The 16,053-nt window shown below is 60.4% G+C and carries 12 protein-coding genes; 3 read left to right on the forward strand and 9 right to left on the reverse strand.

Annotation, left to right across the window (positions count from 1 at the left end; all coding sequences use genetic code 11):
• Positions 1-183: 183 nt before the first annotated feature.
• Positions 184-1,464 (forward strand): integrase arm-type DNA-binding domain-containing protein, encoded by a 1,281-nt coding sequence (locus HND92_RS01870; protein ID WP_003060765.1) that lies wholly within the window; start codon positions 184-186, stop codon positions 1,462-1,464.
• 243 nt (positions 1,465-1,707) lie between these two features.
• Here HND92_RS01870 and HND92_RS01875 read toward each other — a convergent pair whose 3' ends face one another.
• Positions 1,708-4,623 (reverse strand): Tn3-like element IS1071 family transposase, encoded by a 2,916-nt coding sequence (locus HND92_RS01875; protein WP_003049965.1) that lies wholly within the window; start codon positions 4,621-4,623, stop codon positions 1,708-1,710.
• Positions 4,624-4,741: 118 nt separating this feature from the next.
• Positions 4,742-5,404, reverse strand: coding sequence for a substrate-binding domain-containing protein (locus HND92_RS01880; RefSeq protein WP_135147951.1), 663 nt, complete (start codon positions 5,402-5,404; stop codon positions 4,742-4,744).
• Between the two features lie 106 nt (positions 5,405-5,510).
• Here HND92_RS01880 and HND92_RS01885 point away from each other — a divergent pair, with 106 nt between their 5' ends.
• Positions 5,511-5,804, forward strand: a complete 294-nt coding sequence (locus HND92_RS01885; protein ID WP_135147950.1) for a helix-turn-helix domain-containing protein — start codon at positions 5,511-5,513, stop codon at positions 5,802-5,804.
• 18 nt (positions 5,805-5,822) lie between these two features.
• Here HND92_RS01885 and HND92_RS01890 read toward each other — a convergent pair whose 3' ends face one another.
• Positions 5,823-6,635 (reverse strand): LysR family substrate-binding domain-containing protein, encoded by an 813-nt coding sequence (locus HND92_RS01890; protein WP_172209124.1) that lies wholly within the window; start codon positions 6,633-6,635, stop codon positions 5,823-5,825.
• Positions 6,636-6,849: 214 nt separating this feature from the next.
• On the opposite strand from HND92_RS01890, the gene HND92_RS01895 reads away from it, so the two are divergent.
• The gene (locus HND92_RS01895) at positions 6,850-7,812 is read left to right on the forward strand and encodes an IS110 family transposase (protein WP_011804582.1); all 963 of its coding nucleotides are present in this window, start codon (positions 6,850-6,852) and stop codon (positions 7,810-7,812) included.
• A gap of 271 nt (positions 7,813-8,083) precedes the next feature.
• On the opposite strand, the gene HND92_RS01905 is transcribed toward HND92_RS01895, so the two are convergent.
• The 6 genes from HND92_RS01905 to HND92_RS01930 all read right to left on the reverse strand — a co-directional run bounded on the left by HND92_RS01905 (position 8,084) and on the right by HND92_RS01930 (position 16,018).
• Positions 8,084-9,601, reverse strand: a complete 1,518-nt coding sequence (locus HND92_RS01905) for a thymidine phosphorylase family protein (RefSeq protein WP_107219997.1) — start codon at positions 9,599-9,601, stop codon at positions 8,084-8,086.
• Entirely contained in the window at positions 9,598-10,956 is a 1,359-nt protein-coding gene (locus HND92_RS01910; RefSeq protein WP_020307801.1) for an MBL fold metallo-hydrolase RNA specificity domain-containing protein, read from the reverse strand. The genes HND92_RS01905 and HND92_RS01910 overlap by 4 nt, the downstream gene beginning before the upstream one ends.
• An 83-nt stretch (positions 10,957-11,039) precedes the next feature.
• Positions 11,040-13,370, reverse strand: coding sequence for a xylulose 5-phosphate 3-epimerase (locus HND92_RS01915; RefSeq protein ID WP_107219998.1), 2,331 nt, complete (start codon positions 13,368-13,370; stop codon positions 11,040-11,042).
• A 36-nt stretch (positions 13,371-13,406) separates the two neighbouring features.
• A complete protein-coding gene (locus HND92_RS01920) occupies positions 13,407-14,303 on the reverse strand; it encodes a ribose-phosphate pyrophosphokinase (RefSeq protein ID WP_172205590.1) in 897 nt (298 codons plus the stop codon).
• A gap of 150 nt (positions 14,304-14,453) precedes the next feature.
• Positions 14,454-15,524 (reverse strand): lipid A deacylase LpxR family protein, encoded by a 1,071-nt coding sequence (locus HND92_RS01925; protein WP_228111768.1) that lies wholly within the window; start codon positions 15,522-15,524, stop codon positions 14,454-14,456.
• The gene (locus tag HND92_RS01930; RefSeq protein ID WP_003050031.1) at positions 15,524-16,018 is read right to left on the reverse strand and encodes a universal stress protein; all 495 of its coding nucleotides are present in this window, start codon (positions 16,016-16,018) and stop codon (positions 15,524-15,526) included. Before HND92_RS01930 ends, HND92_RS01925 begins: the two co-directional genes overlap by 1 nt.
• Positions 16,019-16,053 lie beyond the last annotated feature (35 nt).

Below are 16,053 nucleotides of genomic sequence, written 5' to 3' on the forward strand. Positions count from 1 at the left end.
CGCGTGCTGATGGTCGATAACTACGATTGAGGTCTACTGGCGTCTATCAACCTCCATGGAACAACTCTAAGTCTATGTTTTTAAAGGGTTGATCGTCCATCGAGCGATTCTGAAAGCTGGACAAATCCAGTGCTCATGTGTGTAATGGAGTGTGTAACGGGCCAAACTGGAGGCGTTATACACATGGCACTCACAGCACTCAATCTTCTCTCGGCGCGCAAAGTGGAAACGGCGCAGCCCAGGCCCAAGGTGTACCAACTCCGGGACGGAGGCAGCCTCTTTTTGCGCGTTCAGCCCAACGGCTCCAAGCTCTGGTGGTACCGCTACCGGCTGGGCGGCGCTGAACAGGTGTACTCAATCGGGGTGTACCCAAAGGTCACGCTGGAGGCAGCCCGTGCGGAACGGGACCGGGCAAAGGCGTTGGTCAAGAAGGGCCTCGACCCCATCGTGGAGAAAAAGGCGGCGATCGCCCTCCAGGCCGACACATACGAACGCACGTTCGAGACCGTTGCTCGGGAGTGGATCGTCAGCAATGCTCACTGGAGCGAGTACTACACCAACCAGGTCACCAGCTACCTTGAGAAGGATGTTTTCCCCCGGATTGGCAAGTTGCCGATCAGCAGCATCAGGGCTCCACATCTGCGCCCCATCATCAAGGATGTGGCGGCTCGTGGCGCGAAGACTGTGGCGATCCTCATCCGCCAGTGGTGTGGGCAAATCTTCAGTTATGCGGCTGCCCAAGGTCTCTGCGAATACGATCCTGCCGCCTTGCTCAAGGGACTGGTCAAGCGCCCTCAGGTCCGCCACAACCCTCCGTTGACATGGGCAGAGATCCCGGACTTTCTCAATCGTGTGGACAACGAAGGGGGTTACCAGACGACAGTCCTCGCCCTCAAGCTGATGGCTTTGACCTACGTGCGCACCGTAGAACTGCGCAAGGCCTCCTGGGAAGAGTTCGACCTGGACAACGCCATGTGGTCGATTCCGTCCGAGCGCATGAAGATGCGACGCCCCCATCTGGTTCCCCTGTCACGGCAGGCGGTGGCCGCTCTTAGGGAACTACATGCTCTAACTGGCGGCGGCAAAGTATTGTTCCCGAGCTACAGAAAGCCGGGACAAGTGATGTCGGCAACGACGCTCAATCAAGCACTCAAGCGCATGGGTTATGGCGGACGGTTTTCGTCCCATGGCTTCCGCTCGACCGCAACGACGATCCTTGGACTGTTGGGATATCCGGAGAAGCGGGTCGATCTTCAACTCGCTCATTCCAAAAAGAGCAAGGACTCATCGCGCGCGCCCTACGATCACACGAAGTTTGTGGAGTCCCGCAAGGTAATCATGCAGGACTGGGCTGACATCCTTGACTCATTGCAGGCAGGGAAACCCGTTGAAGGGGTCACGAAGGCGTTTGGCCCCATGTCGAAGCGTAGAACGGCGCTGCTCCGTGTCATAGAGCGCGAGTGATGTCTGCTGCTTGGCGAGTGGAATGCCTAATGCACGTGTAGCACCTTGAACTGAAGACGCAGAACGAGGACATTGGCACTCGACTAGGTTGGAGCATTCTGGGGTCTCCTCGTTTTCAGTGCAATAAGTGACGGTACGAAAAGCTAGCACTGGCGCGGAGGTGGTGTTGGTAGATCGTTGATTTCATTGACTTTCCTGTTCACTTTCAAATCTGCGATTCGTGGCGTCAAACCGTGGTCGGTTTCATCCATTGGTGCCAGTTATCGATGCATTTGGCCGCGAAGGCAGGATTTGGTCAGCATAGCGGTCAACCGGGAAGCGAAACACACCCCGCAAGTTGATGCTCTCCAGCCTGGTGGGCGCAATCTTCCCGATCAGTTCCGGTGGAATGACCTGGCGGCGGTTCGACCAGCGATCCAGGACCGCCTGCATCTGTGAGGTATTCCACGCCATCACGATGTTGGCCATCAGGCTCAACGCATCGGCCACAGCCTGCATTTCATCGACACGTTTGGCCTGCGCCGGGCTGATCCGGCCGGTATAAATGGCGCGCTTGAGGGCGTTAACAGCCTCGCCCCGATTGAGCACCCGGCGCAACTCGTTCCTGAAAGCGTCCTTGACAAAGTAGTCAGCCAAAAACGCCGTACGCAGCAACCGCCCCAATTGCACGCCAGCCTCATAGATTGGATCGCCCTGGGCGGCAGAACCGAACCGCGCAAGAGCTGCCACCGCACTGGCATGTCCGCTCATGACCGAGGCTGCCAGGTGCACCAGACTATCCCAATGCTTTTCGATCAAAGCGACGTCGACATTGGCTTCGCACACCGCAGCGATTTCTGCGGGCACTTTGGTGCCGCGTGGCACAAAGAGGTGGCGCTGTTTGAGTTCCTTCAACCGCGGGCAAAGATCAAAACCAAGCAAACGGGCATGTGACATGGCAAAGTCGGTGTAGCCATGGGTATCCACAGCAAGCTGGCTGGTCTCCAGCTTTTCTTGGCGGATGACACCTTCAATGGCCACGCCCGCCTGGCGCTCATTGAGCACAAAGGGCTGCGCATGGAAGATGCCCCACCGGTCTTTTACATGGGAGTAGATTCCAATGGAAGGTGTGTTGCGCCGAGGATCAAGCCGGGCTTGCCACACCCGTTTGGTGGTCTCCATGCTCATCATGTCAGAAGATGCCAAATCGGACCGCCCCCAGGTGGCGGCAATCGGGTGTCGCTGCATGAATTCCAGCACAGCCTGGCAGGCCTGGCTCAGACGCCGTTCGTCCCGCGCCCAGCGCATGGCCTGGCGAATGCTGGTGGCAGACAATTGCGGAATCATGCGCGCGCATTCGACCGCAGTCAGACTGGTGCCGTGGGCCATGATGCCGGCATAGACCATCAGCAGCTCGTCGGTAGAGCGCGGCTCACGTCCGAGCATGATCCAGCTAAAGCGCACCTGGGCGTCAACGGCCAGAATCACTTCCGGCAATTGAACCTCACCGATGCGGTGATCCAAAGCCGCGCGCAGCTTGGTCACTTCTGGGTCTTCGTCCTCTGCGGGCAATGGCGACAAATGGAGTTCATCATCCACGCGCAGTACGCCACTGCGGGCTGCAGCGGCCACCGCATCGACACCGGCAGTTACTCTGGCCAGCAAAGGCTTCAAGAAAGTGGCAGCCTTGCTGGGTAACGATAGACGGGCATAGTGTTTCTTGGACTCTGCCTGCCAACGCTCGTCCGTGAAGAACAAGCGCGCACGACCCCGAAAGCTCAGGCTGTGCTCAATCCAGACCGAGCCATTGCGCACCGCGCGGCGCAGGGCAAACAGGGTGGCCACCTCCAACGCCTGAAACGCCCGTTCCCGGTCTGGGCTGGAGATCGAAACCTGCCAGATCATTCCCAGACTTGGTGCCACCACTTCAACTGGCAGCTTTCTGGATCCTTTGAGATATAAAGCTTGCAGCTTGGCAAGGTACTCGATGGCAGGATGCTCGCCGGTGGCCTGCCAGGGCAGCTTTGCAATGGCGACGAGCAACGACCGCACGGGGCGAATTCCATCAATCAATCCCTCGCGGACCAGGGAGGCCCTGCTCGGTGGTTTGCGTTTCTGGGTTTCGGTGATCAAGGCTTCAAGACGGGCACGCAACTCAGCATCTGGCACCGCACCTTGCGCGCTCAAGGCAACAAGTTCGCCGAGCAGCGTTTTGTACATTGCGGCCCAATTGACGGTAGCGGGGACATCGGCGGCAGCCTGACGCCACAGATCGGCGATCCGGCGCTGCACCATAAGGATCAACTGGTCTGTGGTGGTGAACAGGCAATACCGAAGAAAGCATGCGACCTCCACGGTGCGCGCTGGCTCTTTGATCTTGGCTCCGGCTGAGGGCGGCCTGGAGACAAGTCGGCGCGCGTAGCGGCGCAAGATGAGATCGGGGATGTCTGCCAGGTGCTTATGAACGTCCAGCGTGTAAAGCAGGTCGATGCGCTCCAGTACCTCGCTGATTTGGCGGGTTGAGTGTTTCGCCGGTGCAGCCCATAGCCAACTCTGCTGGGTTTGTCCATCTGGGCGCAGCTCTGAAACTGAGGCTCGCCAGCGATCAAGTGTTGCTGGATCAACGCTGGCGGCGATGGCGGTGCCTGTTTCAACTTCAAGCTGGGCAAGTGCCGCCGCAATCAGTGTCCGAATTGCCCGCTCGTGCACGATCACCAGCTTGTTCTTGTACAGCCATTGACGCGCCCGCACGAGTAGCTGATCGCGGTCGGCGCAGCGCGCCACTTCGTCGCGCAGTTCACGTACCAGTGAGCGGCGCTGGTGCTCGCTCATCCACTGGAATCCAAGGACCGTGCAGGCTACTTGTTGGTGATCGAATAGCGTGCGCCCGCGTTCATACATGGCTCTCAGCGAGGCGACTTCTGGTGCTGCAATGCCAAGCTCGTTGCCAAGGTGGCGCCACAAGGCTACTGGAATTACCCGAAAGGCACCGAGCAAACGCCCACTCATGCGCAGGAAACCAATATGGAGCGCCAGACCAAGCTTGTGGGAATCACCTCGGCGTGCATTGATTGCGTCGCGCTCGGCACCATCGAAGGTGAAAAATGCCTTCATCTCGAAGTCGCTGATATCGCGGGGGAGCCCACGCATCCCCAAAAACGTTGTGTGCCAACCCTGCATCGTGAACCTCAAAAGTGGGAGGCCACCATACCCGTTTACAAAGCGAACAGGAAAGTCAATGAAATCAACGGTCTACCCAGACCACCCCCGCGCCAGTGCTAGCTTTGCGTACCGTCACTTATTGCACTGAAAACGAGGAGACCCCATTCTTGGCGACCTGCAGTGCTCTGCGCTCGAACCGCTCTGAAACAACGTCGGCTTGTCCGCAGGGCCGCTGCAGGTGGGTCACGATCTCGTAGGGTCCGTCAGACAGCGGCCGTGTGTGAATGCCCCATCCCTGCGCATGCTCAATGCGCGATTGCGCGGATACCCCGACGCCGTAGCCGGCAGCGACCCATAGCGCGATCATCTCGAAGGAAGAGACACGCTGAATGTTCTGTTGACTCACCGCGGGAAGAGAAGGCAGCCGCTGATCCAGCAAAGGGCAATTCTCTGCAGGCCAGCGAAAGACGGAGTAGTCCAACAGTTCGGCGATCGTGAGCTTCGCCTGGTCAAGTAAGGGAAAGCGCAACGGCATGGCGACGGCCATGTTCTCGGTCCATAGAGGTTGGCTTTTCAGCGACGGATCGCTCGATCCTTCAAGCGTCATGCCCGCGTCGTAGCGGCCTTCCCGAAGTCCCGCAATCAAATCATCGGCTGTGACCTCATGAAACGAAATGGTGACTTCCGGCTCTTCCGCACGCTGCAACGCAAGCAATGCCGAAAGATGCGATGACGGTACGCCAGGCGCTATGGCAAGCCTGAAATTGGAAAAGGAAAACTGGCTGGTGGCGTCGTGCATGAGAGCCCCCACAAAGCGATCGGATCAAAAAGGCGAGCCACCATGATAGCCAAAAGAGATATCTTTAACGTGGTTAAATTCGGTCGATTGATCGACGCTTCTGGTGATGCAGGAGCGCAGCGTTCAACCGGGCCGCCCCCCTGGCACAACCACCTATGAAGCCGAGCCGGCACTGGCCTTCGGCCAAGCGGTGCGTGCTGCCCGCTTGGCGCAGGGAGTCGCTCAGGATGAATTCGCGTCCATGGCTGGTATAGCTCGCTCGCATATGGGCAAGATCGAGCGTGGGGAGCACATGCCCACGCTCGCATTGATACTGAAAATCTCCGCTGCCCTCAGCATAAGTGCGGCAGAGCTGATGAGTGCAACGGAACGCAATCTTCGTGCCGATGCCCAATCTTAAGTGGTGCGGTCCGTTGCGTCAGTCGCTCGAAGGGTCCCGGAGGCGGTCGATAAATCGCACCAGCGAAGCCGATGAGTTGCTGCTTTCGAGTCGAAGCAGGTAGGTGGTGATCACGGCTGTATCCAGCGCCAATGGACGGATCACCACGTCCGGTCGCTGGCTGACCGGAATCTTGGTCGCCGTCATGAAGCCCACGCCGTAGCCGGCACCGACCAAGGTGAGCATCATGTCCAGCGAGGAAACCTCCTCAACGACATTCAGTTTGTGTTCCTGGGTCTGCAGGAGGCGCGCCAACTCGCGGCAGTAGCCTTCGCACACCTGGGGATCGCACAGGACAAGAGGATGCCCCCGGAGTTCATGGAGTGGAACCTCCTTGTGGACGAGCAGTGCGTGCCGGGCTGGCAAGGCGACCACCAGCGGGTCCTGCCAGATAGGTTCGGCGACGATGCCATCACCGACGTCGGCGGTATGAGCGAATCCGATGCAGAAGTCGCCCGAGCGCAGGCCGCGCAACTGCTCGGCCAAAGGCACTTCGGACATCCGTATCTCGATCTCGGGTTCTTCGGCACGGCAACGGGCTAGAAACGCCGACAGCCGGGGATCGAGCGCGCCGTCGGATACGGCGATGCGCAGGCTGCCTCGCAAGCCCGCCGCGACAGCCTTGACGTTCTCGCGGGCCTGCTCCAGGACGGTGAATAGCCGGCGAGTGTCCTGCAGGAACACGGCACCCGCAGCGGTCAGTCGGGTGCCCCGGCGGTCCCGGTCGAAGAGCACAGCGCCTAACTCGTCCTCAAGCTCCTTGATGGCGCGGGACAGAGGAGGTTGCTCAATGTGAAGACGCTTGTATCTTTAAACCAGACCAGCGCGGTAGAGTCTGAACGCCGTTGAGGCGGCCAGACCGGCCCGTGCAGTTTGGTAGGCGCTGGGGTGATAGAGCCCGTGACTGAGTACAGAACGCATGGCCGCCGCGCTGGTCTTCGTGAAGCCCGAACGGTTACGCGCGCCTTGATTGAGCGCGCATGCACAAGCAAGGGATCTGAAGATCATGTCTGTTACCTCTGTGACGGTGGGCATCGACGTGGCCAAGGCGCACGTGGATGTCTGTGTGCTGGGTGCCAAGAGCAGCGCCCAGCGGTTTGACAACGATGCCGAAGGCCACTCGGCGCTGGCGGCTGCCCTGCAGCCCCTGGACGTGGGTCTGGTGGTGATGGAGGCCACCGGCGGCTACGAGGCCGCGTTAGCGTGTGCCCTGCAGGCCACAGGCCTGCCCGTGGCGGTCATCAACCCGCGCCAGGCGCGCGACTTCGCCAAATCCATGGGACGCCTGGCCAAGACCGACGCGGTGGATGCGCGCACGCTGGCCGAGCTGGCAGCGGTGCTGCTGCGCCGCGACGATCTGCAGCGCTTCTTGCGCCCCCTGGCCGATGAGCGCCAGCAGTGGCTCGCGGCCCTGGTCACGCGCAGGCGCCAGTTGCTGACCATGCTCCATTCGGAGCGCCAACGGCTGCAGATCACGCCCAAGAAGCTGCACGCCAGCATCGAGGCCATCGAGGCGGCGATCAAGGCGCAGCTCGATGAGATCGAAGAGCAGATGGTCACGCATGTGCGCGAGCACTTTGGGGAGCTCGACACGCTGCTGCAGTCGGCTGCGGGAGTCGGCCCGGTGGCCAGTGCCACGATGATTGCCGAGCTGCCAGAGCTGGGCCGGCTGAACCGGCGCGAGATCGCTGCATTGGTGGGCGTGGCGCCCATGGCCAATGACTCCGGCGGCAGCAAGGGCAGGCGGCGCGTACAAGGCGGGCGCTTCGAGATCCGCCGCGTGCTGTACATGGCAACGCTCACGGCCACCCGCTACAACCCGGCCATCAAGGCCTTCTACGAGCGTCTGAAGGCCGCTGGCAAGTTGCCCAAGGTCGCCCTGGTCGCTTGCATGCGCAAGTTGCTCACCACGCTCAACGCCATGGTGCGCACTGGAAAACCTTGGGACAAGTCGCTTCATTGCGCTTGACTTCGAAGACGGTTACTCAGCCGCCCGTGTGAAATGAAGCTCTTCGGCCAAAACGATAAAGCAACGCAGATGCCGCAGTTCCATGAGCAATGTTCCTATACAGGCGCTGACGACCTCCTTCTGTTTGCTCCACGCTATGCGCGTTGAAAACCTCTTTTAAGCGATGTTTTTTCATGTGTTCTTGAGCATGAGATGTAGGCGTTCAACTTTTCCAAACGAGAGATCGGGCTGTGTTTGACCGAGCATTCAAGAGCCCTGTTTATCTACGGCGCTAAGGGTCAATCTTTACAATGTCCCCAATGTCTTGTACGTATGCAAGTGCATAGGCCATCTCTCCAGAGGTTTGCGTATGCAAAAACATCAATGGCTGTCCTCGTGTTATCTCGTCACCTAAGTGCACCTGCAATTGAATCCCTGCGGCTGGACTCTCAGGCGCACCGGCCAATTTGGCTAAACGAGAAAGCTTACGGTTGTCGATGTGTACTGCTCGGCCTGAAGTGGTTGCCAGAAGCGGTTCGACATAGAGAGCTTGGGGCGGCTCACGAAATCCCCCCTGTGCCGCGCAGATTCTCTGAAATTTTTCCCACGCGCGGCCACTGCTGATCGTCTCATGAGCCAACCGAAATCCCTCCCCTTCTTTGGCGACGCCGCCAAGCTCAAGCACCGCACCCGCCACCAACGCCACGCGGTCACATAGGTCTTGCGGCGCATCCGCCTCGTTGCGCAACACGGCCAACACGTCGCGCGCCTCCAACGCCGGGCCGATACCTCTTCCGACAGGTTGATTCCCGTCTGTAAACAGGCAACGCAATACAAGGCCAAATGACGCGGCGACTTCTGAAAGGTGATGCGCAAGGTGCTCGGCAGTTTCCCGGCTGCGGACTTTTGCGGTTGGCCCAACCGGAATATCGATCACGATGTGGGTCGCCCCTGCCGCAATCTTCTTGGATAACACCGAGGCAATCAGTTGTCCTTGGGTGTCAATATCCAGTTCACGCTCAATACGCACGAAGATGTCGTCCGCAGGGCTCAGGTGCATCGCGCCGCCCCACGCCACGCATCCACCCTCTTTCTCCACGACCTTTCTGAGCGTATCCAGGTCCAGGTCTACAGGAGCCAGCGTTTCCATGGTGTCCGCCGTGCCAGCGGGAGAGGTGATGGCGCGTGATGAGGTCTTGGGCATCACCAATCCATTGGCTGCGGCGATGGCAACCACCAACGGCGTGGTGCGATTTCCCGGTAATCCGCCCACACAATGCTTGTCCACAACAATCTGAGCCTGCCATTGCAGGCGATCTCCGACATCGACCATCGCACGGGTGAGATGGATGGTCTCTTGCATATCCAGAGGCAGTACCGCCGTTGCGGTCAGGAAGGCCGAAAGTGCGACATCGGTATAGCGACCATCGACCACATCACGGACGATCGCCTGCAACTCCGTCGTTTGCAGTCGGTGGCCGTGAATTCGCGCACGCACGGCCGACAACGATTCGAGCATTGGCGGATGCCGAACCTGCACAAAATCGCCCTCATGGATGTCCAGGGCATCCCAGGCGGCCTCGGACAGAGCGATCTGTCCGGCTTTGAGCAGATCGCTGTCGATTTGGTACAGCAGCGCTTGCACAGTTCGGTCGCCGGCGATGATCAGTACCTGTGACCGCGGTGCCAGCCCTTCGGCACGGCAGACATGGCAGTCGGTCCGCATCAAGACGACGGGTTGATGCTGGGCATGCAGTCGCATGCGCAATGCTTGCAAGGCGGGTGTCTGGGGCGTGATGCGGGCACTCACAGGGCGAACTCCTGGTTTTGCATGGGCACCGATGCGTGCCAATTGAGTTCGCGCTGGATACGTTCGCGCAGCGCCTCAGAGGCATCAGATTCACCGTGAACAATGAACACTCTTTCCGGCGCCTTGGTAAAGCCGCGCAGCCATCGCATCAGCTCATCGCTGTCGGCATGAGCCGACAACATCGCAAGCTCGGCGACCTCTGCCTTGATCGGCATCCAGCGTCCATGGATCTTGACTTCGCGAGCGCCCTCAAGCAGCTTGCGCCCGCGCGTACCTGCTGCTTGGAATCCAGAGAACAGCAGCGTGTTCTGATGGCTACCGCCAAACGCTTCTATGTGATGCAGCACGCGGCCGCCGGTGGCCATGCCGCTGGCGGAAATAATCACCTTGGGGTATCGATTCGCCGATAGCGCCTTGGACTCTTCAACGTCGCGCACGTATGTGACTTCTGAGAATGCCGTCTCGAAATCGTGTTGAGCGAGCTTGTGGTCGTCGGCATGGCGGTGCAGCAGCGCAGTTGCGCTGGTGGCCATGGGACTGTCCAGATAGACGGGCACGTTGCGGAGCCGACCGCGCTGTCGCAACAGCCATAGGTCATAGATCAACGACTGCGCGCGTCCTACGGCAAAAGCGGGAATCACTACGGTGCCTCCGCGGCGAGTCGTACGCTCGATGATGTCGCCTAGCGCTTCGACGGCATCGGAACGGTCATGATGACGATTGCCATAGGTGGACTCGATGATGATGTAGTCCGCTTCCGTGACGGGTTCAGGATCAGGCATGACCGCATCGTCATAGCGGCCCAGGTCGCCGGAGAACACCAAACGCTTGCCGCCGATGTCGATCTGCGCCGTCGCCGCTCCAAGAATGTGGCCGGCCCTGCGTAGAACCAGGCGTGCACCGCCCGGCAATACCGTCTCCTGATGCAGTGGCACGGGCTTGAACTGCAAGAGCGTGCGTTCGGCATCTCGGACCCGATACAGGGCAAGGGCTGGCTTGTGCTTGGAAAATCCCTTCCGGTTGGCGAACTCGGCATCCTTCTCCTGCAACCAAGCACTGTCGAGCAGGATGAGTTCGGCGACGTCCCGTGTGGCTGGCGTCGAGAAAATCTTCCCGCGGAACCCGTTCAGCACCAATCGGGGGAGATATCCACAATGATCCAGGTGCGCGTGCGTCAGTACAACCGCATCGATGTCCTTGGACTCAACGACAAGATGCTGCCAGTTCAGCTCGCGCAGGTTCTTCAGTCCTTGGAAAAGTCCGCAGTCGATCAGGATGCGGGTACTGCCATATGTGATCAGGTGTTTGGAGCCGGTGACGGTACCGGCACCGCCCAGGCTGGTCAGTGAGAGCATGAAGTTGTCTCCTCGCTTGTTGGTGGGTTGTGAAATCAGGAGCTGGCGCGGTCACTGCGGACCGTGTCAGAACCACTTGAAATTCACGCGTCGGTCGCGGCAGCAGCAGCCTGCGAACTGTTCCAGCCGGTCACTTGCGCAGCGGCATAGATGGCATCCACCCAGGTGCATCGATTGGCGATCAGCATTCCAGCCACATCGAGGGTGCCGCCGTGGTTGATGTAGCCCAAAGCCCGCGTCTTCGAAGGGCCGCTGTCAATGCGGCGAAGCACGCCCAGCATCGGCTCAGGGCGGGTATGGCTTATCAACACGCGCGGCAGGTGAGGCGGGAAGAGCGCTTGCAGGGATTCGTCACCGAGCACGAAGGCGGCCTCAAGTTCGTCTCGCGGAATGCGTAGACGGCCGGGCTCGACCACCACGGTGATGCACGACGCAAGCCCATGGTGCTCCAGGCGGGCATGGGCTTTGAGCGCTTCCTCCAACTGGTAGGCGCCAATCGCTACGAATTGCAGTTGTGCGGTGGACGGATCGCCGGCTACATGGGCTGCTCCATGCTCGATCAGCGATTGAGCCGCGGCGGCACTGAAGTGATTCGGCGTGTCGCGCTTGGAGACCACCACACAAGCCACTTGGCCGCGGCTGGCGTAGACCGCTCGCAACGCGGCGCACGCCGTGTTTTCATCCACCGGGAACAACACGCGTGCGGTGTCCGACATTTCCCCTAGCAATGCTTCGCCAATGGTCGGGTCCTGGTGTGACTGCTCGTTCTTGCTGTTCTCCCAGGTGTGGGATGTGACGACCAGCGGGATGGAGATCCAGCCTGGCGGCTGGCCCAGTTCCTTCTGTCGGCGCGCGAAGATGATCTCCTGGCGAATCAATCCAAGCATCTTGACCGCGAAGGCCTCGTAGCTGACGATCAGGTTCAGCCCCCCTTTGTTGGCGAGGGCGGCGGCCGCAACGGCTTCTTCATTGAGTGCGGTGATCACCGAGCCATGCGTCGATTCCGGGACGCCGGGTTCGGGCACGTTGACGCGGTGCTTGAGCAGTGCCAGTGTGGCTCCCATCTTGTTGCTGGCCAGTTCATCGGGATTGCCGATCCGGACGCGCAACTGTGGATTTGCCTGCGCCAGTTTCACGAACCAACGATCCAGTGAAGACATGGCGCTGCCAGATACCTTGGTAGGAGCCCAGGCCGGCACCGGCAGATGAGGACTCGCTGGATGGCGTCGAGCCATGGGGTGCTCGCTTTCGCGCGAGCGCCGGTTCTTGCCGTGATTCGCCAGGACGGTGAGCGCGTTTTCCAGTTCGATCTCTGGCACGAATAGCGCCGCAGCCCCAGCATTGAAGGCCTCGCGTGCCTGCGCGTGCTCGCGCGGATTGCCGTCCAACGGCAGGTTGTGGGCGGCATTGGTCGCCGCGCCCGGGAAGCCGAAACCTTTCTCCGTCTCGGCGATCACGTAGGGGAACTTGACGGGATAGCGCCGGTTCGATTGTGCGGCGAAAGCGCTCAGCGTGTCTTCAGATTCGACAATGGCCCATGCGATCGCCACTGGATCGCGTCCATCGATGATGACGGGATCAAAGCCGTTGTGGCGCAGATCTTCGGCTAACCAGGCAGCGCCACCTTCCTGCACGATCTGGGTGCGCTGCTCGATGCGTCGCCCGTTGAGAATCATGATCGGGACGGCGAAGCCGCAGTCCTCGGCGCGCCACCAGCGCGGTGCCCAGTCCGAGCCACGTTGCTCCTCGAAAGCGCCATCACTGAGGAATGCCACCAGGCTTTCTCCCGGCAACGGCGTGTGCACATACTGCAGCCCGGCGAACCCCAGATAGCCGCCTTCGGAGATCGCGCCGGCCGTGTTCGGCCCGGCATGGCTGCCCAGCGGTACCGCGGGCCGCCCCTGCTTATCGATGGCATAGGAGTAGAAATCCTCGATCAGGCGTGACAGGCCTGCCTCGCTGCGGTCGTAGCGTCCACGCTGGGCGGCGGACACATCGCCGGTCAGTGCGTTCACCGCTTCGATCGCGGCCACGCAGTGCCCTTGTCCCATTAGCCAGCCGCGTGTCGTCCCGGTCAGTGCATTGGCCAACAGATAACCCACGAAAGCCGGCACCATGTCGAGCGAACCGCCGGTGTGGCCTTCGGGCGTTTGTTTGAAATCATCGGAGCCCAGAGGGCGGCCGCTTCGGTCGATGCGCCGGGCATAGGTCATATGCGCCACTACGCTCATGGCCATGCAGGCCACCCGGTCGGCTGCGGCCAGCAGCGCATGGGCCGAGGCTTCATCTGCCACACGCCCTTGCGCAACCATGCGGTGCACGAGGGTCTGCATACGTTCGATGGTTTCGGACTGGTGCGCGATGGGCCCGTAACCGGCACGCCAATCGATTGCGAGGTTAGCCTGAGAGGGCATTTCGGGTTCCTTGAAAATAGCGGGATAGGTGGAAGATCAGGCTCGCGGATCGGTCTGGCCGCTGGAAAGCGCGCCGGCAATCAGCGAAGCCAGACCGATCCGGTTGCTCGGATGCGGCACCGCGTCGGTGGACGTGATCCGAGCGAACAGCGGCGTCAATTGGCTCCAGGCGTCTTCGGCGAATAGGGCATGCACCACTACGCACTCCGGCTTGCGCATTCCTTGTTCGGCGAGTTTGTGCGCCGCGACAGCGAGCGTGCGGCCCGAGGATGCGATGTCGTCCACCAGCACCGGCGTTCTGTCACGCCAGACCGACAGGTCGGGAACATCGATGTCCACGCTGCGATCGCCATGGCGTGTCTTGCGAAGCACGGCGTGCGGCACGCCGATGCGGGAGGCGATGGAGCCGGCCCACTGCTCGCTTTCCTCGTCGGGGCCCACGATCAAGGGTTCTTCGACATGATTCGCGATCCAGTCGGCCAGCAGTGGCGCGGCATGCAAGGTGATGGTGGGGATTGTGTAGACCGCTGATAGTGTCGGATAGCGGTGCAGATGCGGATCCACCGTGAGCAGCTTGTCGAACGTCGATGAGACCAAGCGTGCGAAAGTCCGCGACGTCACGCTTTCGCCGTCATGGAATCGCTTGTCGTGGCGCATGTAGGCCAGGTAGGGTGCAACCAGGTTCACCTCGCGCGCGCCAAGCTCTCGCACGGCGTCCGCGGCAAAAGCCAGGAGCAGGAACTGCGGGTCTGGATGGGTCAGCGTGCAAATTAGATCCACGATCTGGCCAGCAGGTTCGCCATGCAATCGGACATAGCTTTCGCCATCGGGGAATCGGCGCGTTTCGATGCGGCCGACATCGCTGCCATATGCCTGCGCGAGGCGACCGGCGAAATGTTCGTTGCCTGGAAGGGCAAGGGTGAGCCGTTGCATGCGGTTGTCTCCTTTCTTATTGGTTGTCCTGGTTCACTTATCGAACTCGGGTGCTTGGTCGGCGTCAGTACTCCACACGAGCAATCAGTCCCGTGCCGACGAACAACGACAGGACGGCCCGTATGGAGTCGAGGAAGGAATCGACCGGCATCAGAATTTCCTTCCTACAGTGATCGTTCCGTAGACCGGGATTTCTTTTTGTCCCCGGAATTCGCGTGTGCGGTGGTAGCGGGCTATCGCGATGCGCCAGTTGCCTTGGGTAATCGCGACGCCGTAGCCGACATCCGCCACGAGTGGCCGCTTATCAACGCTATGGCCGGACTTGAAGGTATTGCCATCCAACGTGATGTCGTGCAGAACCCAGCGAGCGTCTAGCGCCACGAAGAGGTGGCCGTTCCAGTTGCTGCCAGCGGTCGTGCGCACGGGCGAGGTGTTCTCTCCGGCAGGCCGTAGCGGTGCCGTACCTAAATCATCAGGCAGGCGCAGCCCATAGCGCAGTTCTCCACCGACATTCGCGTAGGTGGCGAAGTTGCCGAAGCTGCCACCCCAGTGGCGGGTCAGATCCCAGCCCCAACCGCTGACGTCTTCTTGCCTGAAGACTCGTGTTCGGCGTTCGTGCAGCAACTGCAGCACAGGCTCGTCGCGCAGTTGGTGTCGCCAGCCATTGAATTTGTCGACGCCGATGGTGTCATGCCACCAGTTCTGGGTTTGCCTGGCCAAGGAGGAGGGGCCCACAACACCGACGCGGATTTGTGAGGTACGCAGCGTATCGCCGCGCCGCGCGTTGTAGCCGAAGCTCAACATCATTGCGCCGGCGAAAGGGCGGTCGTCTTTGATCAGATCGCTGCGCGTTTTGTCGCTGGGGGTGTACATCATCTGTCCGAAGCCGATGGTCATGTTCTGTTCGTCAAAACCCTCGGGTTGCAGCACCGTGAGAAAACGATTCAGCCCACGGACGAGACGGGGTAGGCAAGGGTCATCGCGATAGTCCACAAGGTTGGGGGAGACCCAGCTGACGAGAAATCCATTGGAGTAGCCTTGATCTTGTCCAATGCCGCCGAACATGTCGTTGTCGATCCGCAGATTGAGCGTTCCCGTTGAGCGCAGCGGGTTGTCCTGGTGGCAGGACTGGGCCTGTGCGGAGGCGCTCAGCAATAGCAGCAGCAAGGAGGCTGCGACTTCCAGCCTCCATTCAGCGGGGTCGCTGGACTGAACTTTCATCACGCTGGCGTGCCACCCTGCCCAGGGGTTGCAGTCACAATGACCGATTGGGACTGGCGCACCAGCATCACTGGAACTGGTGCGATGCGAGCGAGCTGCTCTGCATCGCTTCCCATCAGCAGCCTGTCCACGCCCCGGCGTCCGTGGGTACCCAACACCACCAACTCGCATTGAGTAGTCAGTGCCTGCTGAGCGATGAGCACCGAGACGCGCTCGCCGTTGCTTTCCAGAAGGACGGTCTCAACCACCAGGCCTCCCTGCCTCAGCCGCAGCGCCGCCTCGTCCAGCAGCTTCTGCCCGGCCGCCAGGAAGCCCGGCCTCACTTCTTCAATATAGATCCTCGGCCTCTCGAAGCCGTTGCTATGCTTCATCTCCTCGATGACGTGCAGCAAGACGATGGTTGCGCCATTCAGGCGTGCCAGCACCGCAGCGTGGTGGAGCGCCAAATCGGCAGTAGGACTTCCGTCGAGCGGAACCAGGATTCTTGAGTACATGAATGTCTCCAGTTATCAGAGTAGAACGGGATGAC

It is taken from the genome of Diaphorobacter sp. JS3050 (genome assembly GCF_013154915.1).
In the GTDB taxonomy this organism is placed as follows: Bacteria; Pseudomonadota; Gammaproteobacteria; order Burkholderiales; family Burkholderiaceae_C; genus Diaphorobacter; species Diaphorobacter nitroreducens.